Raw genomic sequence first — 25,959 nt, forward strand, 5'->3', positions numbered from 1 at the left:
CCCGACCGGTCTTCCGGTCGGGGACGCCGTTTTCGGGTGGGGAAGAGGTCAGCGCACCGTGCGGAAGAACGCCCGGACGTCGTCGACCAGCGCCTGAGGCCGCTCCAGGGCCGCGAAGTGGCCGCCGTCGTCGAACTCGGTCCACCGGGTGACGGCCTTCAGATCACGCTCCGCGAAGCGCCGGATCGGCAGGAAGAGGTCCTTCGGGAAGACCGCCACCCCGACCGGCACGGTGACCGGCGGCCCGGCCACCCCGGACGCCGCCGCCCGCACCCCCTCGGCGCCCTCGAAGTAGAACTGGGCCGCCGAGGTGGCGGTCCCGGTCAGCCAGTAGAGCGAGGCCACGGTGAGCAGTTCGTCGCGGTCCACCCCGCCGTCGCTCCACTCCTCGAACTTCTCGGCGATCCAGGCCAGCAGCCCGGCCGGGGAGTCGTTGAGCGCGTAGCCGAGCGTCTGCGGCCGGGTCGCCATGATCTTCATGTAGCCGGACAGATGCTCGTCGAACCGGGCCAGCAGACCGAGCCGGTCCAGGTCGGCCGGCTCCAGCCCGGCGAGGTCCGCCGGATCACCGGTCGGAAAGGTCATCAGCATGTTCACGTGCACGCCGGTCACCTGTTCCGGACGCATGGCGCCGAGCGCCAGCGAGATCGGCGAACCGGCGTCACCACCCTGCGCGCCGTACCGCCGGTAGCCGAGCCGGGTCATCAGCTCGCTCCAGGCGGCGGCGATCCGGGGCACGTCCCAGCCGGGGCGGCGCAGCGGAGTGGAGAAGCCGTACCCGGGCAGCGACGGGATGACCAGATGGAACGCGTCGGCCGGGTCGCCACCGTGCGACCGGGGATCACGCAGCCGCTCGGCCACTCCCGCGAACTCGGTGAAAGCGCCCGGCCAGCCGTGGGTGAGCAGCAACGGCATCGCGTCCGGCTCGGGGGACGGCAGGTGGACGAAGTGGATCGGCTGATCGTCGATCTCGGTCCGGAACTGCGGCAGCCGGTTGAGCCGCTGCTCGGCGGCCCGCCAGTCGAAGCCGTCACGCCAGTACTCGGCCAGCTCCCGCAGGTACGCCAGGGGCACCCCGCGGGTCCAGCCGACGCCGGGCAGTTCGTCCGGCCACCGGGTCGCCGCGAGCCGGGCCCGCAGATCGTCGAGGTCGGACTGGGGGACGGAGATGGTGAACGGGCGCATCGATCCTCCTGTACGGGTGGTGGTATGACGCAGGGCCGCCGGACGGCCGGGCGGCCCTGGACTCCGCTGGTGCCGGCGGGACGGACGGTGGGGTCAGAGCAGGCCGTTGCGCTGCATCTCGACCGCCTGGTACAGCGCCTTGATGTTGCCGCTGCCGAAGGTACGGGCGCCCAGCCGCTCGATGATCTCGTTGAAGTAGGTGCCCCGGGGGTGCGCCGAGCGCGCGAAGATCTGGTAGAGCTGCCCGTGGTGGTCCTCGTCCACCAGCACGTTGAGCTTGTTCAGGTCGGCGATCGAGTGCTTGGCCAGGGTCAGCCGCCGTTCGATCATCTGGAAATAGGCGTCCGGGGTGTCCAGGAAGGCGACGCCGCCGGCCTCCAGCGCCGAGACGGCGTGCACGATGTCGTCGGTGGCGAACGCCATGTGCTGCACCCCGGCGCCGCCGTGCCGGGCCAGGAACTCGTTGATCTGGCCGGGGTCGTGCCGCGGGTCCGGCTCGATCAGGGTGAACGTGACGGCACCCGACGCGCTCTGCACGACCTTGGAGTTCATCGCCTGGGTGCCGACCACGATGTGCTCGGTGAAGATCATGTCGAAGTCGAGGACCCGTTCGTAGAACTCCACGGTGGCGTCCAGCTCACCGGCCGGCAGGCAGACCGCGAAGTGGTCGATCTCGTGCAGGCGCGGTCCCCCGGGGGTCTCCGCCGGGGTGACCGGGAGCAGGCCGGGCAGGATCTGCCCGGCCACCCCGGGCGCGCGCGCCACGAAGGTGTGGACGACGTCGCCGAACCCGGCGACGGTCGCGGTGGTCACCCCGTCCTCGTGCCGGACCGGCCCGATCCGGCGGGCGCCACGGGACAGGGCCGCCTCCATCGCGGCCTCGGCGTCGTCCACCCGCAGGGCGATGTCGGCGACACCGTCGCCGTGCCGTTGCAGGTACTGCCGGCCGGTCTCGTCCGCCGGGCTGGTGACCAGCAGGCGGATGCCCTCGCGGCCGATGCCCAGCGCGGGCGACGGGTCGCCCGGCCGGGACCGGGCGAAGGTGGGCAGCCGGTAGCCGTCGCCGAGCCAGGCGGCGACGGCCCGGAGGTCGTCCGTGTAGTACCGGACGTGGTCGACGATCAGGTCGCCGAACGGTGCTGAGGTCATGGCGGTACTCCCGACGGGAGAGCGAAGGAGGTCGCGTCGGCGCGCGGAGTGAACGTCCGGACCGGAGCCGGCGGTACGGGCCAGGCGACCGAGGACGTCCTCAGCGTCGCACCGGGGCCTCCGCCTGGGCATCTCCCAGCGTGCGGGGCGCTACCGGACGCCGGCGGCCGGTCCGGTCAGCGAGCCGTAGCCGGCCGTGCCCCGCCAGGTGCCGACCGCCAGATGGGCGTTGAACGGCCGGCCGTCCGCACGCCGCATCGCCGGGCGGGTGTGCGCCAGGTGCACCAGCACGTCGTCGAACTGGGTGGTGGCGCCGGCCCGGGAGGTGCGCACGAGCATGTCCTCGTCCTCACCGCCCCACCCCAGGTACCGCTCGTCCAGGCCACCGATCTCGTCGAACACCGTGCGCCGCAGCCACAGACAGGCTCCCGGCACGTCGCGCAGCAGCAGCCCGCGGGCCAGCCCGAGGGGGGCCTCCGCCCGGCCGGCCAGGCAGCGCTGGGTGATGACCGCGTCACTGGCGGCGTGGTCCAGCGACAGCATCTCGGTGTGCGGCAGGTGCGCGGCGTGCCCCGCGTCGCCGAACCGCTCCAGGTTGCGGCGCAGGAAGTCCCGGTCGGCGAGGATGTCGGCGTCCAGCAGGCACACCACCGGCGCGTGACCCGGGCTGTGCCGGACCCCGGCGTTGAGGGTCCACGACTTGTTGAACGGGCCGTCGGCGCGCACGTGCACGTAGTGGTCGGCCAGCGGGCGGACCACCGTCTCCCAGCGCGGTTCGGTGTCGAACTCGGCGACCGTCACCCGGTACCGCGAGGCCGGCAGCGTCTGGTCGCGCAGGGCCAGCAGACAGGCGAGCAGGTTGCGCAGGCGGCCGGTGTCGCCCCGGTCCATCAGCGGCACCACGACCAGCAGATCGGGCCGGGCGGCGTCCGGCCGGGGCACGAGCCGCCCGGCCCGCTCGCGCAGGGCGGCGGTGGTCGCCGGGGCGGGGGCCGGCAGGTACTGCGCGCCCCGCAGGTAGTCGATGTACACGTTGCCGTCGGCCTCCCGGACCGCCCGTTCGGCGTCGGCCCGGCCGGCCCGGGTGGTGGCCAGCCCGGCCAGGAGGCGATGAACCCGCAGCTCGGCCCGGATGTCGTCGGGCCGGGCGGACAGCTCACGCACCGCGTCCCGGGCGGGCGCGTCACCGGCGGTGAGCCGGTGCAGCGCGTCGATCACCGCGCGGTAGTAGGGCTCGCTGTGCAGCCAGTAGTCGGCGGCGACGGTCCGCACGGCCGGATCATGGGCGAGCACGGCGTAACTGGTCAGCCGGTCCGCGAGCGCCGCGCCGTCCGGCCGGTAGACCGACGGGGCGGCCCGGTCGCTGCGTGCCGGGCGTACGTTCATCGGGTTCTCGGTGCGCAGCACACACATCGGCGTGCAGTCGCAGGGACGGGGTTGCATGCTTCCTCCGATGTCGTGGGTTCAGGATGAACCGGCGCTGACCGCGAGCAGCGCTCGTTCCAGCTCGTTCCAGCCGGCGCCGGAGAGGTCGTGACCGGTGTCCGGCAGGGTGATCAGCGTGGCGCCGGGGATCAGGTCGCGCAGTGCCCGGCCGTGCGCGGGCGGGAACAGCGGGTCGTGGTCGCCGTGCAGCACGACCGTCGGCACGGCGATCTCCGGCAGCCGCTCCCGCCACGGCGTGCCCGCGCCGAGCAGCGCGTGGTTGGCGGCCGCGGTCCGCAGGTCACCGCCGTGGCCGGCGACGGCGACCGCGGCGCGCCGGGCGGCCGGCTCGTCGAAGGCGCCGCCGGACCGGATCCGGGCCAGGGCCATCAGATGACGGACCACCGATTCCGGTCGCTCCCAGTCGGGCGGATCCACGTCGTCGAGGGCGCAGAGGGCGCTCAGTGACGGCTGCGGCAGATCTCGGCCGGCCGATCCGAGCGCCGCGGGACTGGTCGACACCAGGGTCAGCGACGACACCCGGGACGGATGGCCCAGCGCGGCCAGCTGGGCCAGCTGACCACCGAGAGAGACGCCGGCCAGGTGCGCCGCGGGCAGGTCCAGGGCGTCCAGCAGGCCGATCACGTCGCCGGCCAGGTCGGCCAGACGGTAACCGGGCGCACCGCACGGATAGGACGTGGACCGCCCGAGATCCCGATGGTCGTAGCGGACCACGAAGCGCCCGGCGCCGGCCAGCCGGCCGCAGAAGTCCCGGGGCCAGGAGACCATCGGCGCCGCGGCGCCGGCGACGAGCAGGACCGGTGGGTCCGCCGGGCTGCCGAAACGCTCCGCGGCCAGCGTCACACCGTTGACGGCGAGCAGTTCAACGGCCATGACGGGCGGCCTCCACCGGCGGGGGCCCGGTCAGGGTCCGGACCAGCCGGTCGTAGGCGTCACGTTCGTCGCGCGGGTCGTGGAACTCCCAGGCGTGGCCGCGGGCCCGCACCCCGAGCCGGGTCCGCAGCCCCGGCTCGGTGAGCAGGCGGGTCGCCTGGGCGCGGAACTCGTCCGGCGTACCGAAAAGCAGTCCGGTGTCGTCGTGCCGGATCACGCAGGTGTTGCCGGGCACGTCGCGCACGATCACCGCGGCGCCCAGCCACATGGCCTCCAGCACGGCGTTCGGCATGCACTCGCTCCGCGAGGTGTTGAGCACCGCGGTCGCCTCCAGCATCGCGGCGTGCAGCCGCGGCCGGGACAGCAGGCCGGCGAACGTCACCCCGGGCGCGCGGGCGCACCGGCGCCGCACGATGCCGGCGAAGGTGTCGTCGTACTCCATCCCGGCGATGACCAGGTGCACCCGCGGGTCCTCCCGGTGCCACCGCTGCACCGTGTCGATCAGCAGCAACGGGTCCTTGACCGGCCGCAGGCCGGCCGGCAGCAGCAACAGCACGCCGTCGTCGCCGATGCCCAGCCCGGCCCGCAGCGAGTACGACAGATCGGGCTCCCCGGCGACCGCCTGCGGGATGAGGCGCATCCGGCCGGCCGCCGCCGGCCACAGCCGCCGCCCCTGGTCCAGGAAGTCCCGGCTGAACGCGACCAGGCCGGCGGCCCGGTGCACCGCACCGGTCATCACGGCCATCGCCTCCGGATCGTGGGCGAACTCGTTCAGATCGGTGCCCCCGAAGGCGATCACCGACGGCACCGGCAGGCCGGCGAACGCCATCCCGGCCAGGTATGCGTGCGCCCCGATCACCAGGTGCGCATCGTGACGCCCGGCGAGATCACGCAGCGTCGCGGGATCGGGGTCGGGCACGAGCGTGACGTGATGCCCGGCCGCGCGGAGATGACCGGTGACACGGCTCATGGTGGTGTGCCCGCCACTGCCGGGCGGACTGTGCACGACGGCGAGGATGTTCACTGCGGTTCACCCTTCTGGCACTTCCGGCACGGATCGATGTGCGAGCCACAGCGTAGGAATGTTGCGGACTTGTCAACGTCTTCTCGAATGCGCGATGGCCGCCCGCCCCGGCCGAACGGCACGGCGGGAGATGCGCGGGGGCCGGAACCGTTGCGATGGTCGTCGCAGTCCCGTGCCCGCGGCCGCCATTTCTCGAGGAGAGGACCGCCATGCCCGACGCTTTCGACGACCCGGACGCCGAATTCCTGATGTTGGTGAACGAATGGGATCAGCATTCGCTGTGGCCGGTGTTCGCCGCCGTGCCGGCCGGATGGGCGGTGCTGCACGGCCCGGCCTCCCGCGAGGACTGCCTGCGCCGGGTGCCCGGTGGCCTGGCCGCAACGTCACACGACCGGGCCGGTGCCCGATGACCGCCGCGCCGCGGGCGGCGGCCGGACCGTCGGCCCGGGCCCCGCTGTCCGCGCCGCAGGCGTTCCTGGTCGCCTTCGACACCGGCGACCAGGGCGGACCGTTCGGCGACAGGTACTTCAACACCCAGGCGCTGCGGGTCAGCGGGGAACTGGACACCGGGGCGCTCCAGGGCGCCCTGGACGATCTGGCCCGGCGCCACGAGGCTCTGCGCACGATCCTGGTCCGCGACGACGGCGAGCCGTACCAGGAGGTGCGCGCGGCGACCCCGGTACCGCTGGTGACCTCGCGACTGCCGGCCGGGCCGGGACCCGAGCGGGACCGCCGGGCCGAGGAGTTCGTCAACGAGGTGGAGGCCGGCACCATCCAGGCCGGGCGGACCCCGCTCCTGCGCGCGCATCTCGGGCGCTTCGACGACACCGACGCCGTCCTGGTCCTGATCGCCCATCACATCGCCACCGACGGCTGGTCGATGCGGTTGCTGGTCCGTGATCTCGGTGCGCTGTACGCCGCCCGGCTCGGCGGGCCGGACGGGCTTGCGGAGGCGCCGGGCTACCGTGACTGGACGGCCCGTCAGCACGGTCCGGCCGCCGCCGCCGCGATCGCCGGCCACCGGGAGTACTGGTCACGCAAGCTCGCCGGGGCACGGACGCTCGGCCTGCCGCTGGACCACCCGGGGCCGGCCGGCGGCGACAAGGTCACCGCCACGTACCGCTTCGTCGTCGCGCCCGGCTTGTCCACGGCCGCCGCCCGGTTCGCGGCGTCGTCACGCTGCTCGATGTTCATGGTGCTGATGGCCGCGTACAACGGGCTGCTGGCCCGCCGGTCCGGCAACACCGACGTGGTCACCCCGACGATCACGGCCGGCCGGGCCGAGGCCGAATTCGCCGACACCGTGGGCGCGTTCTTCAACTTCGTCCCGCTGCGGACCGACCTCACCGACTGCGCCACCTGGCGGGACGTCCTCGCCCGGACCAGGGCCACCTGCATCGAGGCGCAGAGCCACGAGATCCCGTTCGCCGAGATCATTCCGCTGGCGCCCACGCTGATGGAGGCCTTCGCGGCCGACGACATCGCGGTCGGCGCCATGCAGGTCTTCCAGAACCCGTTCGGCGCCACCGGCGGTCTCGGCCCGGCCCGGTTCGCCCAGATCCGCGACCGCCGGATGTTCCAGCCGGTCAGTTCGCACATCCCGAACGGGATCCTGTGGACGCTCGAGGTCGACCCGGCGGCGGGCATGGTCGGTGCGGTGAAGTTCAGCAGCACCGAGTTCCGCGCCGCCACCATCGCGGACCTGGTCGCCGAATTCCAGGAGACCCTCCGCACCCTGGTCACCACCCCGGACGCACCGGTCGGCTGAGTACCCCGCAGTGGGGACCGGGCCGTGCGCCCGGTCCCCTCTGCCGGTCCCGCCTCAGGACACCAGGAACTTCTCCAGCACCGGGAACACGACGTCGGCGTTGAGGTTGTGATCCTGGCCGTCCAGCGACTCACGCTGCGCCCTCGGCGCGGCGTCCACCAGCGACTGCACCGTGTTGCGGGCCCAGTCCGGGCTGGCCGCGCCGTCCATCACCAGGACCGGGCAGGTGATCCGGGCCATCCGGCCGAGCGGGAGCCGGTAGTCGCCCATCACCTCGGCGTCGTAGCGCAGCGACGGCGCCATGCCCTCCAGCCACTCCCAGGCCGGGCTGCTGCCGACCCGGGCGATCGTCTCCGGCGGCATCTCCACCGCCTCGCTCATGAAGTAGCGGATCGCCTCGCCCCGCCGGCCCTCGTCCAGCATCCGGCCCAGCCGCTCGCGGTACCGGTCCTCCACCTTGCGGCGCTGGCCCTCGATGATGAACGGCGGCTCGTACATCGCCAGCTTGGTGACCGGGAAGCCGCGGGCCGCCCCCTCGATGGCGATCGCACCGCCGGAGCAGTTCGCGAAGACGTACGCCGAACCGCCGGCCAGCTCGATCATGTGCCGCAGGTCCTCCAGTTCGCGCTCGACCTGGTAGGGCTCGGTGTTGCCGCTGGCGCCGCGGCCCCGCCGGTCGTAGTTGTAGACGGTGAACCGGGTGGCGAGCAGATCCGCCAGTGGTGCCATCGCCGCCTGGTCGTTGAGCGCGCCGCCGGTTATCACGACGGCCGGCCCGGTTCCGGACCGGGTGAAGTCGATGGCGGTCCCGTCGGTTGATCGTGTCGTCGTCATCGTGACTCCCTTGTGTCCACCCGTCCGGGTCGGCGGGTGTGGTCGGTCAGGACGGTCGTTCCGGGGAAATCCCGGTAGTCTTCGTCGAGTGTCCCGACCCGCCGTTTTTTGCGGCATCTCGTGGTGTGCGCAACCGCGGGTCGGCGTGCCCGACCCGTCATCTGGGGGAATCCATTGCAGTACATGCTGATGATCTGTGGCGACGAGGAGCAGATGCCGGTCCCCGGCCCGATCAACTCGGCGCAGGCCTGTGCCGGCTGGGCCGACGAGATGCAGCGGCGCGGGGTGCTGCGCGGCGGCGCCGGCCTGCGGCCCACCGTCGACGCGACGACCGTGCGGGTCCGGGGCGGTGACGTGCTGCTGACCGACGGCCCGTTCGCCGAGACCAAGGACCAGATCGGTGGATACAACGTGATCGAGTGCGCCGATCTGGACGAGGCTCTGGAGATCGCCGCGAAGCACCCGGCGGCCCGGTTCGGCGCGATCGAGGTCCGGCCGCTCTGGAACGCGTGACGGACGTCCAGGCGGCGATCGCCGTCGCCTTCCGGGACGAGTGGCGCCAGCTGGTCGCCACCCTGATCCGGATCACCGGCGACTGGGACCTGGCCGAGGAGTGCGTCCAGGACTCGTTCGCCGTGGCGCTGCAGAACTGGCCGGACAACGGTGTCCCGGAGCGGCCCGGCGCGTGGCTGATGCGCACCGCCCGCAACCGCGCCGTCGACGTCCTGCGCCGTCAGGCCCTCGGCACGGCCAAACTCAAGGAGGTCGCGGCGTTGGCGACCGGCGAGGCGGAGGACGAGCTGGAGGACATCGGTGTCCTCCGCGACGACCAGCTGCGCCTGATCTTCACCTGCTGTCACCCGGCGCTCGCCTTCGAGGCCCAGGTGGCGCTCGCGCTGCGCACCCTGGCCGGCCTCAGCACCGTGGAGATCGCCCGCGCGTTCCTGGTCTCCGAGCAGACCATGTCCCGGCGCCTGGTCCGGGCCAAGAACAAGATCCGGCACGCCGGGATCCGCTACCAGGTGCCGCCGGCCGAGGCGCTGCCCGAGCGCACCACGGCTGTGCTCGGCGTCCTCTACCTGCTCTTCAACGAGGGCTACTCGGCGACCGCCGGCACCGAGCTGGTGCGGCACGGCCTGTGCGGTGAGGCGATCCGGCTCACCCGGGTGCTGGCCGACCTGATGCCGGAGGAGACCGAGGCCGCCGGACTGCTGGCCCTGATGCTGATGCATGACGCGCGCAGCGCCACCCGCACCGACGACACCGGCGAACTGGTGACCCTGGACGCCCAGGACCGGACCCGCTGGAACACCGAGCGGATCACGGAGGGGATCGGGCTGCTGGAGGCGACGTTGCGCCGGGGCCGGCCGGGGCCCTACCAGATCCAGGCCGCCATCGCCGCCTGCCACGTCCGCGCCCCGATCGCCGCGGACACCGACTGGGCCCAGATCGCGGCGCTGTACGCACAGCTCGCCCGCTGGGTCCCGTCCCCGGTGGTGGAGCTGAACCGGGCGGTCGCGGTCAGCATGGCCGACGGGCCGGCGGCCGGCCTGGTCCTGGTGGACGCGTTGCAGGCGTCCGGGTCGCTGGACGGCTACCACCTGCTGCCGGCGACGCGGGCCGAGCTGTTGCGCCGGCTGGAACGGCCGCGGGAGGCGGCCGAGGCGTACCAGCGGGCGATCGAACTCGCCGCGACCGGCGCGGAGCACCGCTATCTGGTGCGCCGGCTGGGCGAGGTGACACCGGGCGGAGGCCCGCCGAAAAATATCTGAGCCGGGCTGTCGGTCTCGGTCCTCCTCGTTCGTCGGTGCAGCGAAGGAAGGAGAGGACTCCGACATGAACGCGAGCCCGCACGAGGGGGCGCAGCAGGTCGCCGGCCGGCGCGAGTGGCTGGGCCTGGTGATCCTGGCCCTGCCCACGCTTCTGCTGTCACTCGACCTCAGTGTGCTCTACCTGGCCCTGCCCGATCTCGCCGAAGACCTGGGCGCCTCCGGCACCCAGCAGTTGTGGATCATCGATACCTACGGCTTCCTGGTGGCCGGCTTCCTCGTCACCATGGGTACGGTCGGTGACCGGATCGGCCGGCGCCGCCTGCTGCTGATCGGCGGCGCGATGTTCGCCGTCGCTTCCGTCGTCGCCGCGTTCGCCACCACCGCGCCGATGCTCATCGCCGCACGTGCGGCCCTCGGCATCGCCGGCGCGACCCTGGCCCCGTCGACGCTCGCCCTGCTCACCAACATGTTCATGGACGCCAAACAGCGGGCCACCGCGATCGGCGTCTGGTCGGCCTGCTTCATGGGCGGCGCGGTTCTCGGCCCGCCGATCGGCGGCGCGCTGCTCTCCCAGTTCTGGTGGGGTTCGGTCTTCCTGCTGGCCCTGCCGGTCATGGTGCTGATGCTGGTGGCCGGCCCGTTCCTGCTGCCCGAGTTCCGCAACCCGGACGCGGGCCGGATCGACCTGCCCAGCGTTCTGCTGACCCTGCTGGCGATCATCCCGGTGATCTACGGGGTGAAGCAGCTGGCCACCGAGGGCTGGGAGTGGCCCGCCGCCGTCGCCCTGCTGGCCGGTGTGGTGATGGGCGTGCTCTTCGTGATGCGGCAGCGGCGGCTGGCCGATCCGCTCTTCGATCTGAGCCTGTTCTCGATCGGGCCACTGCGCACGGCTCTGGGCCTGAGCCTCGTGGTCGGCACCGTGCAGGGCGGCAGCCTGCTGCTGATCAATCTGTTCCTCCAGCTGGTGCACGGGTTCTCGCAGCTGAAGACCGGGCTGCTGCTCGGCCCGCCGGCGGTCGGCATGCTGCTCAGCATCATGATCAGCGTCGGGCTGGCGCGGTTCGTCCGCCCGGCCTGGCTGATGGCCGGCGGCCTGCTGATCTCCGCCACCGGCTATTTCATCCTGGCCGGTGTGGACGGCGACGGGAGCCTGGCCGGCGTGATGGCCGGCACCGCGCTGGCGATGGCCGGCGTCGGCCCGGTGGTGTCGCTGGGCTCCAACATCGTGGTGAGTTCGGCTCCGGTGCAGAAGGCCGGCTCGGCGTCGGCGGCGGTGGAGACCAACGGCCAGCTCGGTGTCGCGCTGGGCGTGGCGGTCAGCGGCAGCATCGCCGCCGCGGTGTACCGGGATCAGCTGACCGTGCCGCCGGGGCTGGCCGGCGACGCGCTGGACGCCGCCCGGGACAGCCTGGCCGGTGCCCTCGCGGTGGCCGCGCAGGCGCCCGGGGCGATCGGTGAGGCACTGGCCGCGTCGGCGCGGCTGGCCTTCACCGACGGGCTGCACCTGGCGGTGACCCTCGCCGGCGGGTTGTTCGTCCTGCTCAGTGTCTTCACCTGGCTGAGCCTGCGGCACGTCGAGCCGATGCGGGACGGATTCGCCCCGCCCGGCGGAGCGGCCCCCGAGACGGCACCGCCCTCGGCGAGCGCCGTCGACTCCGGCGCCCGCTCCTGACAGAACCAAGACCACCATCGGTCGGAAATCGTACGAGAAGGGAACAGAGATGCTCATCATCGCTGGTTGGTACACGGTCGCGGCTGAGGACCGGGACAAGGTCGTGGAGAGCCACACCGACCTGGTCGAGCGCGCCCGCAAGGCCAAGGGCAACGTCGATCTGGCCATCTCCGCCGACCCGGTGGATCCGGCCCGGGTGAACATGTTCGAGTTGTGGGAATCGGAGGAGGCGCTGAACGAGTGGCGTGCGGTGGCGAACCCGCCGGCTCCGATCTCCGAGATTCTCGGTGGTGACGTGCAGAAGCACGAGATCAGCAAGTCAGCTCCCCCGTACTGATGAGCTGAGCACCACCTGAGAAGATGCGGGCGCATCCCTATTTTGTGGATGCGCCCGCATTCTTTTGTTTGAGATTGCGCACTTCTCGGCAGTGGGCTCCGGAGAAGTTCGGCGGGCCCGTTCCGGCGGTAAGGTCGGAATTCCGGAGACAATTCCCGTCCCGTTCGATTCCTGCTGGAGATCGGGGTGCGACCTTGCCGACCCACAGAATGTCATCGGTCACGATCGGTGTTCCGAATGTCGCCGAGACCAGTGCCTATTACACAGAGTTCGGTCTGGAACCGGTCGGTGACGGCTGGTTCGCCACCACGGAGGGCGGGGCACAACTGCGTCTGGTCCCGGCGCCGATGCGCTGCCTGGTCGGCTTCGTCATCGGCGTCGACGACGAGGACGATCTGGGCCGGGCCGCCGCGCGGTTCCAACGGATCGGTGTCCCGGCCCAGCGCCGGGGTGACGCTCTGGTGACCATGGATCCGGCCTCCGGGACCGAGGTCACTCTCCGCATCGAGCGGCGGCGCCCGATGGCCTACGCGCCGCCGCCACTGTTCAACGGCCCGGGCCGGCCGGACCGGATCGGCGCCCGTGCGCCGGGGATCATGCGGTCCGGCCCGGTCCGCCCGCGTGCGCTCGGCCACGTGGTGCTGGGCACCGTCGACTGGACGACGTCGATGCGGTATTTCACCGAGGGCGTCGGGTTCAAGGTGAGCGACCTGGTGAAGGAGGCCGGCGCGTTCCTGCGGGTCACCCAGGAGCACCACAACCTGCTGCTGCTGCGGACCCCGGTGAACTTCCTGCACCACACGTCCTGGCAGGTCACCGACGTCGACGAGGTGGGCCGGGGCGCGATGCAGATGTTGCGGGACAACCCCGAGCGGCATGTCTGGGGCCTCGGACGGCACCACGTCGGCTCGAACTTCTTCTGGTACCTGCGGGATCCGGCCGGCAACTTCTCCGAGTACTACACCGACACCGACTGCATCGTCGAGGACCAGCTCTGGACACCGGAGACCTTCGAGGGGGTCCTCGGCATGTACAGCTGGGGACCGCCGCCACCGCCCTCCTTCATCCGCCCCGACGACCTGGCCGCCCTGATGACCGGCGCGCACAGCCCGCGGTGACGTCGCCCGCCCCGCAAACGACAGACCGTCCCGTAACCGACAGACCGTCCCGCAACCGAGAGAAGGGACACCTTGGTGCCTGACGAGCCGACCCCGACCCGTCCGCTGAACGGCGAGGAGTATCTGGAGAGCCTGCGCGACGGCCGGGAGGTCTACCTGTACGGCGACCGGGTCAAGGACGTGACCACCCATCCGGCGTTCCACAACCCGGCCCGGATGACCGCACGCCAGTACGACGCGCTGCACGATCCGGCCCGCCGGGAGGTGCTGACCGCGCCCACCGACTGCGGCGAGCCGGGGTTCACCCACCGGTTCTTCGTCACCCCGCGCAGCGCCGACGATCTGGTCGCCGACCAGCGGGCCATCGCCGAGTGGGCCCGGATCAGCTACGGCTTCATGGGCCGCAGCCCGGACTACAAGGCCTCGTTCCTGGGGACGCTGGGCGCCAACGCGGACTTCTACCGGCCGTTCGAGGACAACGCCCGCCGCTGGTACCGGGAGTCGCAGCAGAAGGTGCTGTTCTGGAACCACGCGCTGGTCCATCCGCCGGTCGACCGGAGCCTGCCGCCGGACCAGGTCGGTGACGTCTTCGTGCACGTCGAGCGGGAGACCGACGCCGGTCTGGTGGTCAGCGGCGCGAAGGTGGTCGCCACCAGTTCGGTGCTGACCCACTACACCTTCCTCGCGCATTCCGGGCTGCCGATCAAGGACCGGAAGTTCGCGCTGGTCGCCACGGTGCCGGTGGACGCGCCGGGGCTGAAGCTGATCTGCCGGCCGTCGTACAGCGCGACGGCCGCGGTGATGGGCAGCCCGTTCGACTATCCGCTGTCGTCGCGGATGGACGAGAACGACAGCATCCTGGTCCTCGATCAGACCCTGATCCCGTGGGAGAACGTCTTCATCTACGGCGACCTCGGCAAGGTGTCCCGGTTCACCGGGTACTCCGGGTTCAACGAGCGGGCGATGTTCCACGGCTGCACCCGTCTGGCGGTCAAGCTGGACTTCCTGGCCGGTGCCCTGCTCAAGGCGCTGGAGCTGACCGGTACCCACGAGTTCCGGGGTGTGCAGGCCCGGCTGGGGGAGGTGCTGGCCTGGCGCAATCTGTTCTGGGCGCTGTCGGACGCGTCGGCGCGCAATCCGGTGCCGTGGAAGAACGGCGGGGTGCTGCCCAATCCGCAGTACGGGATGGCGTACCGCTGGTTCATGCAGTTGGGGTATCCGAGGATCCGGGAGATCGCCCTGCAGGACGTGGCCAGCGGCCTCATCTACGTCAACTCCAGCGCCGCCGACTTCGGCAACCCGGAGATCCGCCCGTACCTCGACAAGTATCTGCGGGGTTCCGGCGGCGCCGACGCGGTGGAGCGGGTGAAGGTGATGAAACTGCTCTGGGACGCGGTGGGCACCGAGTTCGGCGGCCGGCACGAGCTCTACGAGCGCAACTACTCGGGCAACCACGAGAACATCCGGATCGAGTTGCTGATGTCGCAGATGGTCTCCGGGGACGCGGACCGGCACCGGTCGTTCGTCGACGACTGCCTGGCCGAGTACGACCTGGACGGCTGGACCGTGCCGGACATGGCCGACTTCCCGGATCTGCGCCGGGTCCGGGACGACCTGCGTCATCGGTGAACCACGAGGGGCCCGGGACGCGATGTCCCGGGCCCTGCCGTGTGGCGGCTCAGCCGTCGTACTCGTCGTGGTAGCGCAGCCAGGACTGGGTCCAGGACAGGCCGTCCTCCTGGCGTCCGAGAGCGGTCAGGTCGAGGTACATGTACGTCCCGTTCAGCAGCTCGCTGCCCCGCTGGTGGGTCGAGTAGGTGTGGAACACCGCGTCGCCGTCGCGCAGGAACGCGCTGACCCCGGGCGGTAGTGCCTCGCGGGCGCCGTCCGGGGTCACCCACAGGTGCCGGTAGAAGTCGGTGCCCGCCGACGAGGTCCAGGTGAGCCGGCCCCAGCCCATCCGGTCGACCACCTTCTGGATCTTGTCGAGCGGCTCCGGGCAGTCGATCACCAGGGAGGTGTCGCGGGCGTTGAGGTGGGCCGGGTGCCCGATGTTGTCGATCCAGAACGAGCAGCTCTTGCAGAACGAGTCGGCGTCGCGGAACGGCATGGCGTGGTAGACGATGAGCTGACGGCGCCCCTCGAACAGGTCGAGGAGACTCCTCGGGCCGGCCGCGGTGTCGAAGACGTAACCGTCGTCGACGCGTGTCATCGGCAGCCGCCGCCGCTCGGCGTTGACCTCGTCGCGGGCCCTGGTCAGCTGCTTCTCGGTGGCGAGGAACCGTTTCCGCGCCACCAGCCAAACTTCGCGGGAGACCACTTCGGGCAGGCTCACCATGACCTCCTGGTACGGGTCGGGACGGAGTGGAACGTCATGGACGTCAGCCTCGTCCGGCCGGGACCGGTGTGTCTTCTTCGTGTGTGCGCGGCGGCGGGGGCGGGACCGGCGCGGTCGCGCGGGACGGCCACCAGAGTGTGCGGCCCAGGTCGATGCTGAGCGCCGGCACCAGCACCGATCGGACGATCATGGTGTCCAGCAGGACGCCGAGCGCGACGGCGAAGCCGAGTTCGGCGAAGAACACCAGTGGCAGCGTCGCCAGGGCGGCGAACGTGCCGGCCAGCACGATCCCGGCCGAGGTGATGACGCCGCCGGTGCTGGTCAGCGCCCGGACCACGCTGTCGACCGGACCGTGTTCCCGGGCCTCCTCGCGCACCCTGGTCATCAGGAAGATGTTGTAGTCGACGCCCAGCGCCACCAGGAAGACGAACACGAACAGCGGGAACGAGGTGTCGGCCGCGGTGAAGCCGAAGACGTGCTCGAACGTCAGCGCGCTCAGGCCGAGTGCCGCGCCGAAGGACAGCACCACGGTGGCGACCAGCATGATCGGCGCCACCACGGCGCGCAGCAGCACGCCCAGGATGATCAGGATGGCCAGCAGCACCAGCGGGATGATCGCCCGGTTGTCCTGGCCGCTCGCGACGCTGACGTCGAGGGTGGCGGCGGTGTTGCCGCCGGTGACGGCGTCGGCGCCGGGCACCGCGGCGACCGCGTCGCGGACCCGCTCCACCGTGGCGGTCGCCGCGTCGCTGTCCGGTTGGCTGGCCAGCGTGGCCTGGAGCAGCGCCCGCCCACCGTCGACCTGCGGCTCGCTCACTTCGACGATGCCGTCGACGGCGGCGATCGCCTGGCGCATCCGGGGCGCCGCCGACGCGTCGCCGATGACCAGGACGGGCTGGCCAGCGCCGGCGTCGAAGTGCCGGGCCAGCAGTTCCTGGGCCTGGACGCCCTGCGGCTTCTCGACGAAGGCGTTCTCGGCGGAGAAGCCGTGTGCCTCCAGCTGCAGCGTGCCGAGGGCCATCGCGGCCAGCGCCAGGGCGGTGGCGATCCAGGCCTGGCGCGGGCGGCGGGCGACCGCCGCGCCGAGTCGTGCCCACATGCTGTTCGACTGGTCCGCGACGGCGCCGGCGTGCGGCTTACGGGGCCAGAAGACCCACCGGCCGAAGATCACCAGCAGGGCCGGGAGCAGGGTCATCATCGCGATCAGGCCGACGACGATGCCGACGGCGACCACCGGGCCCAGGCCCCGGGTCGAGCTCATCTGCGCGACGCTCAGGCACAGCAGGCCGGCCGCCACCGTGCCGGCGCTGGCCACGATGGCCGGCCCGGCCTGCCGCAGCGCGACCGCCATGGCGACGTGCCGGTCCTCGCGCCGGGTCAGCTCCTCGCGGTAGCGGGCGATCAGCAGCAGCGCGTAGTCGGTGCTGGCGCCGAAGACCAGCACGGTGAGGATGCCCGAGCCCTGGCCGGACACGGTCAGCCCGGCGTGCTCGGCGAGCAGGTAGATGACCGCCTGGGAACTCATCAGGGCGAGACCGGCGGAGATCAGCGGGAGGATCCAGAGGACCGGGCTCCGGTAGGTGAACAGCAGGATCACCACCACGACCACCACCGTGACCATCGTCAGGGTGGCGTCCATCCCCTCGAAGGCGGTGGCCTGGTCGGCGAAGATCGCGGCCGGCCCGGCGACCGCCACGGTCAGCCCGCCGGCGCTGTCGCCGACGATCTCCCGGATGGCCTCGACCCGGGCGGCGCTCTGGTTCCAGCCGTCGCCGGCCATGCTCAGCGGGACCACCACGCTCAGCGCGGCGCCGTCCTCGGACGGCAGCGGTGGCGAGACCGAGCCGACCAGGCCGTCCACACCCGCCAGGCGCTGCCCGTCGGCTGTCGCGCGGGCCGTGTCGTCGCTTGTCACACCGCCGGGGCGGGCGTAGACGACGATGGCCGGCGCGGCCTGTTCGCCCAGGAACGCCGGCATCTCGTCGAGAACCCGGGCGGCCTCCGAGTCGCTGGGCAGCCACTGTGCCGAGTCGTTCTCCTGGACCTCGCCGACCTTGCCCGCCAGGGGCCCGGCCAGCATCACCAGCAACAGCCATGCCCCCAGGACGACCCACTTGGTGGCCCGTCCGGAGACCAGCCGTCCCCACCCACGTACGCGATCCACGTCGACTCCGATTCCTCGCCGGTGGCGCCCGGTGGCGCCGTGCCTGTCGTCAACCGACGAGTGGGGACGGCTCAGACCGACAACCGGAAGCCGGTGTACGACCACGAGTTCCGGGACCCCCCTAAAATGGGTGTCCACCTATTTGTCGATGGTGTCCACCGAAACTGGTGGGACTTGCGCGAAAGGCGGCCATTCGGGCATCGGTGCCCGTCGGTGAACCCCAGGCCTTAAAACGGGATATGACCGTAATGGCGATCTAATGTTGATCGTTGGCATAACTCTGTGTTGGCACGCCGGATGCGGACAGCATTCACTTGCGTCGCTGTTTTATTGCGGTCGCCGCCAGGGCTCAGGTAGCGTCGGCGTTGCGAATCGGGGGTTCATGGCTCGGCGCGTGTCGTCGGGCTGTCATGGCGTAGGTAACGCAGGATTAACAAAGTCGAAGCGTTGAGCGCCTATTTCCTATTGCACTGGAAATCGGGAGACCGTCATGGACGTCGCACTGGACCGCGCCATCCGGCGTGCCATCTCAGCAATGGAGGAGAATTTCTCGGAACCGCTCACCGTTGATGATCTGGCGCGAGCCGCGCTGTTCAGTAAATTCCACTTCTCCCGGGTCTTCCATCGGGCCACCGGCGTCTCTCCCGGCCGGTTTCTCTCCGCGCTGCGGTTGCAGAAGGCCAAGAGTCTGCTCGTCTCGACCACGCTCAACGTCGCGGACATCAGCCTGAAGGTCGGTTACAGCAGCGTCGGCACGTTCAGCTCGCGTTTCAGCCGTAGTGTCGGCATGTCGCCGACCGCCTACCGGCGCGGGCGGGGGTTCATCGACCAGGTGAGCACATCGACGGCGGCCCGGCGCGAATCCGGCCGGGGCGCTCGGGTCTTCGGCCGGATCACCGGTGATCCGGCCCGGTCACCGGGTGTCTTCGTGGGACTGTTCCCGGACCGCATCCCCGAGGGGCAGCCGGTGCGCTGTGCCGCGCTGGGACTGCCCGGGAACTATGACTTCACCGGGGTGCCGCCGGGCACCTGGTACCTGCTGGCCCAGTCGGCGGAGTCCAGTATCGGCGCGGTGCGCGACGGCGAGAGCGGTCCCGGGCAGCCCGACGTCGCCAGCTTCGGCCCGCTCACGGTGAACCACGACGACGTCCTGCAGATCGAGTTGACGCTGGCCCCGGCCCAGGCCATGGACCCGCCGGTGCTGCTCGCCCTGATGGACGCCCGCAAGCAGGCGCTCAAGCGGGTGGCCGCGCAGCGGGCCGGCGACGCGCTGGCGGCCTGAGGATCCGGCGCACTCTGGAAGTGGAACGGCCGGTGGCGTCCTGGGCAGGATCGATGGCAGGACCGGTGGCCGTCCGGGCCGGCCGGTCCCGCTGCCGAAGGAGCCGCCGATGGATACCAGCGACCCCGCCACGATGGACCTGGTGGCGTTCGGCCGCTACGTGGCCGGCGCCGGAGCCGACGAACTGACCGGGCTGGTGCACGGGCCGGACCGCCGGGCGCTGCTCGACCGGCTGTTCCACAGCATGCCGGACGTGTTCCGGCCGGACCGGGCCGAGGGACTGGTGGCCACCGTGCACTGGTTCGTCGGCGACCGCGGCGACGGCGGGCAGGACCACTACGAGATGACGATCGCCGACGGGCGCTGCGTGGTGTCCCCGGTCCCGGGCGGCGTCCCCGACCTCACCCTCACCCTGGGCGCGGTGTCCTACCTGCAGCTCGTCACGGGCAACGCGCACGCCGTGGCGCTGGTGATCCGGGGCAGGCTCCGGACCCGGGGAGACCTCGGCCTGATCGCCAGATTCCCGAACCTCTTCGACCCGCCCAAGCCGTGACCCGCGTCCCGGCTACCCCGACCGGAAGGTGCCACCATGACCACGACCACCGGCAACGCGTTCTCCGCCGCGGACCAGGCGGCGGTCGCCGCCGTGCCGGCCCGCATGATCAAAGCCTGGGCCGAGCATGACGCCGACGCCTTCGCCGATCTCTTCCTGGACGGCGGCACAATGATCCTTCCCGGTCTCTATCGCAAAGGCCGGGATGAGATCCGGTCATTCATGGAGGCCGCCTTCGCGAGCCACTACAAGGGCACCCGGGTGACCGGCAGACCGCTGGAGGTCAAACCGCTCTCGGCCGACGCGGTGGCGCTGATAACCGAGGGCGGTGTCATTCGGGCGGACGCCGGGGAATTGTCCGACGAGGACGCCATCCGGGCCTCCTGGATCCTGGTGCGCGACGGTGGCACGTGGCGGCTGGCGGTTTATCAGAACGGTCCGCGCGATCCGCGCTGACACCATCGGCTCAAGGGTGTGATCCGCTGCCGGAAGGCGTGGGTCACACCCTTGTCTCATAGCGGGGATCGCCGGGAAACGGCGCCGCCCACCGGACGGTGAACGGCGCCGGACATCGGATGACCGACGATTAGAAATAGAGGGTGTTCGGCGCCAGCCCGCAGAGGACGCGGCCGTACAGTTCATCGTTGGTGTTCGGATGCATGAGGCCGTGCAGGTTCACCGCGGCGATGTCCCGGACCAGCCGCTGAATGGGCACCGAACTGTAGATCGACGACCCGCCGCTGGCCTCACCGAAGGTATCCACCGCGGCCTTCGCCAGCCGGACCGCCCGCCCCATCGAAGCCCGGGCCCGGGCCCGCTCCAGCGCGGACCAGGCGGATCCGCCGGCCCCCTTGCCGTCCACCAGATCGGCGACCGCGCGGCTGTGGAACCCGACCTCGTCGACGAGCAGCGACCCCTCGGCCACCTGGAGGTGGGTGAGCGGCGCCTCGTGCTGGTTCTCGTACCCGGTGTAGGTGATCTTGCGGCCGGGCAGCCGGTCGAGGAACTCCCGCTGAGCCGCGCGGGCGATGCCCCACACCGGGCCGATCGACAGCGCCGAGGCGGTGGGCAACAGCGGCGTCCGGAAGACCGGGGACGTCGCGTTCGCCGCCGAGGCGTACTGCTCGGCGAGCACCAGCGGCAGCGGCAGCACCCGGTTGCCCGGCACGAAGACGTTCTCCGCCACCGTGCTGACACTGCCGGTCGCCCGCAGGCCCGAGGTGTCCCAGTCGTCGACGAGTCCCAGCTCGCTCATCGGCACCACGGTCAGAATCGGCCAGAACTCGCCGGACGGTCCCGGCGCCGGCGCGACCGCCACGATCACCTGCCAGGTGGCGTGCCGGGCCCCGCTGATGAACGCCCACTTGCCGTTGAGCATCAGGCCGCCGTCGACCGGCACGGCCATGCCGGTCGGGCTGAGCGTGCCGCACAGCCGCGCCGTCCCGTCGCCGAAGACCTCGTCCTGCACCTCGTCCGGAAGCAGCGACGTCATGAAGGAGGTGATCGCACCGACCCCGCCCACCCACGCGGCCGCCGGGTCGCCGAGCGCGATCTCGCTCAGCACGTCCACGGTGGTCCGGGCGCCGGCCGCGAAGCCGCCGTAGCGGGTGGGCTGCATCAGGCGGAAGATCCCCGCTTCGGTCAGCGCCTCGACCGTGTCGTCGTGCAGGCGGCGGTTCGTCTCGCCCCAGGCCACGTTCTCCCGCAGGGCCGGCACGATCCGGGCCGCGCCCTCCACCAGTTCGGTCCGCGACGGGAGCTGAATGACATCCATCGGGATTCTCCTTCGCCTCTCGTGGCTGTCCGGCGGTCCGTGACCGCCACCGCGAATCAGGCTCGCACGCTGCCGGATCGGTCTTCATCTCCGGAAATGCCGAACCCGGCGCCGGCCGGTGCGACAAGCGCAATCGGGGAGACGACCGGCGGACCCCCGCGATGAGACGGTCGAGGTCGGGCTCCGCTGAGCCGGGCCAGAAGAGGGAGGAACCGCGATGCAGGAGAAACCGGGCGGCCGTGCCGTCGTCCTGGGTGGCAGCATGGCCGGTCTGCTGACCGCACGGGTGCTGTCCGACGCGTACACCGAAGTGGTCGTCGTCGACCGGGACCGGATCGTCGGTGTCACCACCGCACGGCGCGGCGTCCCCCAGGGACGGCACGTGCACGGTCTGCTGGCCCGCGGGCAGCAGGTGCTCGACGAACTGTTCCCCGGCTTCACCGAGGACGCGGTGGCGGCCGGCGTACCCACCGGCGACCTCGGCGAGCTGCGCTGGTTCTTCAACGGGCAGCGGCTGCGCAAGGGCACCACCGGGCTGCTCTGCGTCTCCGCCGACCGGCCCGTGCTGGAGGGGATGGTGCGGGCCCGGGTCGCCGCGCTGCCCAACGTCCGGTTCGAGGAGGAGACCGACGTGGCCGGCCTGGTCGCGACCCCGGACCGGGCGCGGATCACCGGCGTCCGGGTCAGCGAGCACGGTGGGGACGGCACCGAGCGGGTCATCGAGGCCGACCTGGTCGTCGACGCCACCGGCCGGGGCTCGCGGACCCCGGTGTGGCTGGCGGAACTCGGCTACGAGCGCCCGGCCGAGGAGAAGGTCCGGATCGACCTGACCTACACCACCCGGCACTTCCGGCTGCGCGACGAGAGCCGGCTCGACGGCGACCTGTCGATCAACCCGGTCTCGTCACCCTCCCACCCGCGCGGGGCGTTCTTCTCCCGGGTCGGTGACGGCCGGTGCATCGTGTCGATGACCGGTGTGCTGGGCGACGCGGCCGCTCCCGACGGGGAGTCCTTCATGGCGTGGGCGCGGTCGCTGCCGGTCCCGGACGTCCACGACGTGATCCACGACGCGGAGCCGCTGGACGAACCGGTCGCGTTCAAATACCCGGCCAGCGTACGGCGGCGGTACGAGCTGCTGGAGCGGTTCCCCGAGCGGCTGCTGGTGCACGGCGACGCGATGTGCAGCTTCAACCCGGTGTACGGCCAGGGCATGACGGTGGCCGCGCTGGAGGCACTGGCGTTGCGCACCCACCTGGCCCGGGGGGTGCCGGAGCCGCTGGTCTACTTCAAGGACCTGGCGGCGCTGATCGACGTCCCCTGGCAGGTGTCCGCCGGTGGCGACCTGGCCTACCCCGAGGTGGAGGGGCCCCGCCCGCCGGAGTTGCAGATGATGAACTCGTACATGGCGCTGATGCAGTCCGCGGCGACCCGCGACGGCGCGGTGACCCGGACGTTCATGCGGGTGGCGGGTCTCGTCGACTCCCCGGCCGAGCTGCAGACGCCCGACATGATCTACCGGGTGCTCAAGCACGGGACCAGCCCGGCCGCGGCCTGACCCCGCGACACCGATCGGCGGTGACCCGACCCGGGGTCACCGCCGATCGTTCGTGGTGCGGGCCGGTCAGGCCATCGCCGCCTGGGTGAGCCGGACCGGCAGGCTGCGGTGGCCGTTCATGATGAACGTCGGCAGCGGCTGGAGCTCGTCCGGCTGCACCGCCAGCGACAGATCCGGGAACCGGGCGAACAGCCGGGACAGGCCGACCGACGCGATCATCCGGGCGATCCCGGCGCCCAGGCAGTAGTGCGGCCCGTACCCGAAGGACAGGTGCTCCTTGTCCGGCCGGGCGATGTCGAAGACGTGCGCGTCCGCGCCGTGCAGCGCCGGGTCACGGCCGATCGCGCTGTAGTTGACCAGGATCGCGTCGCCCTTCGGGATCAGGACGCCGCCCACCTCGATGTCCTCGACCGCGTACCGCAGCGGCAGGTGGGCCAGCGGCGACTCGGTCCGCAGCACCTCGTCGGTGACGTCCTCCCAGGACCGCTCCCCGGACAGCACCGCCGCCAGCTGCTCCGGGTGGGTGAGCAGGGCGGTGACCGCGTTGTCCAGGAAGTTGATGGTGGTCTCCGAGCCGGCGCCGAGGATCGCGAAGATGGTGTCGGCCAGCTCCTGCTCGCTGAGCGCCGAGCCGTCCTCGTCGCGGGCCGCGATCAGGTCGCTGGTGATGTCCTCGGCCGGGTTCCGGCGCTTCTCCTCGATCAGTTCGTCCATCGCCGTACGCCACCCGGCCAGCACCCCCTGCGCCTGCTCCGGGGTGACGGTGGTGTCGACCATCATGTCGATCACCGAGGCGGTCCGGGCCCGCGCCTTCTCCGACATCCCGATCAGGTCGGCGACCAGACGGGCCGGCAGCGGGTAGGCGAACCGCTCGCGCAGATCGACCGTCGCACCCGGGCCGGCCGCGGCCATGCCGTCGAGCAGCTGGTCGGTCAGCTCGATCACCCGCGGGCGCAGCGACTCGGTCCGGCGGGGGCTGAACGCCTTCCCGACCAGGCGCCGCAGGCGGACGTGGTCCCGGCCGTACGCGGTGACCATGTTGTCCATCGCCACCCAGCTGATCATCTCCCAGTCCGGCGGGATCTCGCCGTCGATGAAGGCCGGCCAGTGGTTGCGGGCGTTCTTGGTGACCCGCGGATCGCTCAGGACCTGCCGGATCGCCTGGTGGCTGTTGAGCGACCAGGCCGTCACGCCGCCCGGCAGGCGTACCTGGACGGCCGGCCCTTCGGCACGCAGCATGTCGGTCTCGCCGTGCAGGTCACGGCCCATCGTGTCGAGGGTGAAGGGGCATTTGGCCTTCTGCATGGTTCCTCCCGGCGTTGTCGTCCTAGAGCGCGGCGACGGCACCGGCCGTCGCCTCCTGAGCACGGTGTTCCTCGATCCGGCCGGCCAGCAGCGCCGGGGTGGAGTTGTCGTAGAGGGTCTCGATCGGCAACCGGATGCCGGTCGCCTGCTCGATCCGGATGATGATGCGGATCGCCTGGAGGGACTGCCCGGCCAGCGCGAAGAAGTCCTCGTCCGGGCCGACGGCCGGTTTGGCCAGCGCCTCGGCGAACGCCGCGCACACCATCGCGGTGGTGGGATCGTCCACCACCGCCGGCGCCGTCCCGGGGGCCGGCCCGGACCCGGGGCCGGGCAGCGCGGCCCGGTCGACCTTGCCGTTCGGGGTCAGCGGCAACCGTTCCAGTTCGACGAAGGCCTCCGGGACCATGTAGCCGGCGAGCAGCCGGGCCGCGTGCTCCCGCGGCCCGGCCGGGTCCTCGCCCGGCTTCAGCACCAGGTAGGCCACCAGCCGCCGGTCGTCGTGCTGCGGTCCGCGCGCCACCACCGCCACGTCGGCGACCGCCGGATGCTCGGCCAGCACCGCCTCCACCTCGGCCGGCTCCACCCGGAACCCACGGATCTTCACCTGGTCGTCGGCCCGGCCGACCAGCTCCAGGTCGCCGTCCGCGGTCAGCCGGCCCAGGTCCCCGGTGCGGTACATCCGGGATCCGGGCGGCCCGAACGGGTCGGCCACGAACCGTTCCGCGGTCAGGTCCGGGCGGCCCAGATACCCGCGGGCCAGGCCCTGACCGGCGACGTACACCTGGCCGCGGTCCCCGGCGCCGACCGGCCGCAGCCGGTCGTCGAGCAGGTACACCCGCTTGCCGGCCAGCGGCCGGCCCACCCCGACCACACCGGCCGCCGTCCACGGGGCGGTGAGCACCGCGTGGGTGGTGAACAGCACCGTCTCGGTCGCCCCGTACATCGCCCGGACCACCAGCTCCGGGTTCGTCTCCAGCACCCGGGCCACCGCGGCCCCGGAGATCACGTCACCGCCGGTCATCACCTGCCGCAGCGGCGCCAGGATCGCCGGCGCCTCCTGCGCGACCACCCGGAACAGGCCGGCGGTCAGGTGCGCCACGGTGACCTCCTCCCGGGCGATCACGTCACCCAGCACCCCCGGCTCGATCTCCCCCGGCGGGAACAGCACGATCCGGCGGCCGTGCAGCAACGGCACCCAGATCTCGAAGGTGGACATGCCGAAGGCGAACGGGGCGATCAGCAGCGAACGGTCGTAGACGCCGGAGTCCCAGGCGGGCTGGAGGATCAGATCGAGGGCGTCCCGGTGGCTGACCGCGACACCCTTGGGCTCGCCGGTGGAGCCCGAGGTGAACATGACGTACGCGAGATCGCCGCCGCCGGCCTCCGGAAGCGTCACGTCCGGTGCCGGCTCCGCCATCGCCTCGGCGACCAGCACCGCCCGGCACCGTTCGGGCAGCCCGCGCGCGCTGGTGGTGGCGTCGGCCAGCAGCAGCGGGCCGTCCAGGCCGTCGACGGCGCGCTGCAGGCGGGCCGGGGGATGGGCGGTGTGCAGCGGCACGTAGTAGGCGCCGGTCTTCAGCACCGCGAGGGCCGCCACCACCAGTTCGGCGGAACGCTCCATGAGGATGGCGACCGGTGTCCCCGGTCCCGCGCCTCGCGCGGCGAGACTGCGGGCCAGCGTGTCGGAGCGACCGTCCAGGTCGGCGTACCGCAGCACGCCGTCCGGGCCGGTGAGCGCGATCGCGTCGGGATCCCGGGCCACCTGGGCGGCGAAGAGAGCCTGAATGGAGGGGTGCTGCATGCCGTACTC

General features: G+C 71.8%; 23 protein-coding genes. 12 read left to right on the top strand and 11 right to left on the bottom strand.

Annotation, left to right across the window (positions count from 1 at the left end; genetic code table 11):
* Positions 1 to 48: 48 nt before the first annotated feature.
* The 5 genes from ACQ0O7_RS32945 to ACQ0O7_RS32965 form a co-directional block, all read right to left on the bottom strand.
* Positions 49 to 1,185 (bottom strand): epoxide hydrolase family protein, encoded by a 1,137-nt coding sequence (locus ACQ0O7_RS32945; RefSeq protein ID WP_430787960.1) that lies wholly within the window; start codon positions 1,183 to 1,185, stop codon positions 49 to 51.
* Between the two features lie 93 nt (positions 1,186 to 1,278).
* On the bottom strand, positions 1,279 to 2,334 hold the full coding sequence (hppD, locus tag ACQ0O7_RS32950) for a 4-hydroxyphenylpyruvate dioxygenase (protein ID WP_430787962.1): 1,056 nt from the start codon (positions 2,332 to 2,334) through the stop codon (positions 1,279 to 1,281).
* 150 nt (positions 2,335 to 2,484) lie between these two features.
* Positions 2,485 to 3,777 carry a glycosyltransferase gene (locus ACQ0O7_RS32955; RefSeq protein ID WP_430787964.1) on the bottom strand — a complete coding sequence of 431 codons (1,293 nt, stop codon included), beginning with the start codon at positions 3,775 to 3,777 and terminating at the stop codon, positions 2,485 to 2,487.
* A gap of 21 nt (positions 3,778 to 3,798) precedes the next feature.
* The gene (locus ACQ0O7_RS32960; RefSeq protein WP_430787966.1) at positions 3,799 to 4,653 is read right to left on the bottom strand and encodes an alpha/beta fold hydrolase; all 855 of its coding nucleotides are present in this window, start codon (positions 4,651 to 4,653) and stop codon (positions 3,799 to 3,801) included.
* On the bottom strand, positions 4,643 to 5,677 hold the full coding sequence (locus ACQ0O7_RS32965; RefSeq protein ID WP_430787968.1) for a glycosyltransferase: 1,035 nt from the start codon (positions 5,675 to 5,677) through the stop codon (positions 4,643 to 4,645). The genes ACQ0O7_RS32960 and ACQ0O7_RS32965 overlap by 11 nt, the downstream gene beginning before the upstream one ends.
* A 209-nt stretch (positions 5,678 to 5,886) precedes the next feature.
* On the opposite strand from ACQ0O7_RS32965, the gene ACQ0O7_RS32970 reads away from it, so the two are divergent.
* Positions 5,887 to 6,087 carry an MbtH family protein gene (locus ACQ0O7_RS32970; RefSeq protein WP_430787970.1) on the top strand — a complete coding sequence of 67 codons (201 nt, stop codon included), beginning with the start codon at positions 5,887 to 5,889 and terminating at the stop codon, positions 6,085 to 6,087.
* Positions 6,084 to 7,445, top strand: a complete 1,362-nt coding sequence (locus ACQ0O7_RS32975) for a condensation domain-containing protein (protein ID WP_430787972.1) — start codon at positions 6,084 to 6,086, stop codon at positions 7,443 to 7,445. Before ACQ0O7_RS32970 ends, ACQ0O7_RS32975 begins: the two co-directional genes overlap by 4 nt.
* 54 nt (positions 7,446 to 7,499) lie before the next feature.
* Here ACQ0O7_RS32975 and ACQ0O7_RS32980 read toward each other — a convergent pair whose 3' ends face one another.
* Positions 7,500 to 8,279: an alpha/beta fold hydrolase gene (locus ACQ0O7_RS32980; protein ID WP_430787974.1), complete on the bottom strand. Its 780-nt coding sequence runs from the start codon at positions 8,277 to 8,279 to the stop codon at positions 7,500 to 7,502.
* A 213-nt stretch (positions 8,280 to 8,492) separates the two neighbouring features.
* Here ACQ0O7_RS32980 and ACQ0O7_RS32985 point away from each other — a divergent pair, with 213 nt between their 5' ends.
* From ACQ0O7_RS32985 to ACQ0O7_RS33010, 6 genes are all read left to right on the top strand, one after another.
* Positions 8,493 to 8,792: a YciI family protein gene (locus tag ACQ0O7_RS32985; protein WP_430788079.1), complete on the top strand. Its 300-nt coding sequence runs from the start codon at positions 8,493 to 8,495 to the stop codon at positions 8,790 to 8,792.
* Positions 8,789 to 10,051, top strand: coding sequence for an RNA polymerase sigma factor (locus tag ACQ0O7_RS32990; RefSeq protein ID WP_430787976.1), 1,263 nt, complete (start codon positions 8,789 to 8,791; stop codon positions 10,049 to 10,051). The genes ACQ0O7_RS32985 and ACQ0O7_RS32990 overlap by 4 nt, the downstream gene beginning before the upstream one ends.
* A 64-nt stretch (positions 10,052 to 10,115) precedes the next feature.
* Positions 10,116 to 11,723: an MFS transporter gene (locus ACQ0O7_RS32995; RefSeq protein ID WP_430787978.1), complete on the top strand. Its 1,608-nt coding sequence runs from the start codon at positions 10,116 to 10,118 to the stop codon at positions 11,721 to 11,723.
* A gap of 49 nt (positions 11,724 to 11,772) precedes the next feature.
* Entirely contained in the window at positions 11,773 to 12,060 is a 288-nt protein-coding gene (locus ACQ0O7_RS33000) for a putative quinol monooxygenase (RefSeq protein ID WP_430787980.1), read from the top strand.
* 209 nt (positions 12,061 to 12,269) lie between these two features.
* On the top strand, positions 12,270 to 13,178 hold the full coding sequence (locus ACQ0O7_RS33005; protein ID WP_430787982.1) for a VOC family protein: 909 nt from the start codon (positions 12,270 to 12,272) through the stop codon (positions 13,176 to 13,178).
* A 75-nt stretch (positions 13,179 to 13,253) separates the two neighbouring features.
* The gene (locus tag ACQ0O7_RS33010) at positions 13,254 to 14,807 is read left to right on the top strand and encodes a 4-hydroxyphenylacetate 3-hydroxylase family protein (RefSeq protein WP_430787984.1); all 1,554 of its coding nucleotides are present in this window, start codon (positions 13,254 to 13,256) and stop codon (positions 14,805 to 14,807) included.
* Between the two features lie 49 nt (positions 14,808 to 14,856).
* On the opposite strand, the gene ACQ0O7_RS33015 is transcribed toward ACQ0O7_RS33010, so the two are convergent.
* On the bottom strand, positions 14,857 to 15,513 hold the full coding sequence (locus ACQ0O7_RS33015; RefSeq protein ID WP_430787986.1) for a DUF899 domain-containing protein: 657 nt from the start codon (positions 15,511 to 15,513) through the stop codon (positions 14,857 to 14,859).
* Positions 15,514 to 15,559: 46 nt separating this feature from the next.
* Positions 15,560 to 17,596 carry an MMPL family transporter gene (locus ACQ0O7_RS33020; protein ID WP_430788080.1) on the bottom strand — a complete coding sequence of 679 codons (2,037 nt, stop codon included), beginning with the start codon at positions 17,594 to 17,596 and terminating at the stop codon, positions 15,560 to 15,562.
* Between the two features lie 574 nt (positions 17,597 to 18,170).
* Between ACQ0O7_RS33020 and ACQ0O7_RS33025 the strand changes: the two genes are divergently transcribed.
* From ACQ0O7_RS33025 to ACQ0O7_RS33035, 3 genes are all read left to right on the top strand, one after another.
* Positions 18,171 to 18,962: a helix-turn-helix domain-containing protein gene (locus tag ACQ0O7_RS33025; protein ID WP_430787988.1), complete on the top strand. Its 792-nt coding sequence runs from the start codon at positions 18,171 to 18,173 to the stop codon at positions 18,960 to 18,962.
* Positions 18,963 to 19,071: 109 nt separating this feature from the next.
* Positions 19,072 to 19,515 carry an SCP2 sterol-binding domain-containing protein gene (locus ACQ0O7_RS33030; RefSeq protein WP_430787990.1) on the top strand — a complete coding sequence of 148 codons (444 nt, stop codon included), beginning with the start codon at positions 19,072 to 19,074 and terminating at the stop codon, positions 19,513 to 19,515.
* A 36-nt stretch (positions 19,516 to 19,551) separates the two neighbouring features.
* On the top strand, positions 19,552 to 19,971 hold the full coding sequence (locus ACQ0O7_RS33035) for an SgcJ/EcaC family oxidoreductase (protein ID WP_430787992.1): 420 nt from the start codon (positions 19,552 to 19,554) through the stop codon (positions 19,969 to 19,971).
* 130 nt (positions 19,972 to 20,101) lie between these two features.
* Here ACQ0O7_RS33035 and ACQ0O7_RS33040 read toward each other — a convergent pair whose 3' ends face one another.
* On the bottom strand, positions 20,102 to 21,289 hold the full coding sequence (locus ACQ0O7_RS33040; protein ID WP_430787994.1) for an acyl-CoA dehydrogenase: 1,188 nt from the start codon (positions 21,287 to 21,289) through the stop codon (positions 20,102 to 20,104).
* Positions 21,290 to 21,506: 217 nt separating this feature from the next.
* Between ACQ0O7_RS33040 and ACQ0O7_RS33045 the strand changes: the two genes are divergently transcribed.
* Entirely contained in the window at positions 21,507 to 22,844 is a 1,338-nt protein-coding gene (locus ACQ0O7_RS33045; RefSeq protein ID WP_430787996.1) for an FAD-dependent oxidoreductase, read from the top strand.
* A 66-nt stretch (positions 22,845 to 22,910) separates the two neighbouring features.
* Here the strand turns inward: ACQ0O7_RS33045 and ACQ0O7_RS33050 are convergent, their stop codons facing one another.
* Positions 22,911 to 24,149, bottom strand: a complete 1,239-nt coding sequence (locus ACQ0O7_RS33050) for a cytochrome P450 family protein (RefSeq protein WP_430787998.1) — start codon at positions 24,147 to 24,149, stop codon at positions 22,911 to 22,913.
* Between the two features lie 22 nt (positions 24,150 to 24,171).
* Entirely contained in the window at positions 24,172 to 25,950 is a 1,779-nt protein-coding gene (locus ACQ0O7_RS33055) for an amino acid adenylation domain-containing protein (protein ID WP_430788000.1), read from the bottom strand.
* Positions 25,951 to 25,959: the final 9 nt, after the last annotated feature.

Source organism: Actinoplanes sp. G11-F43, from assembly GCF_050589265.1.
GTDB lineage: Bacteria > Actinomycetota > Actinomycetes > Mycobacteriales > Micromonosporaceae > Actinoplanes.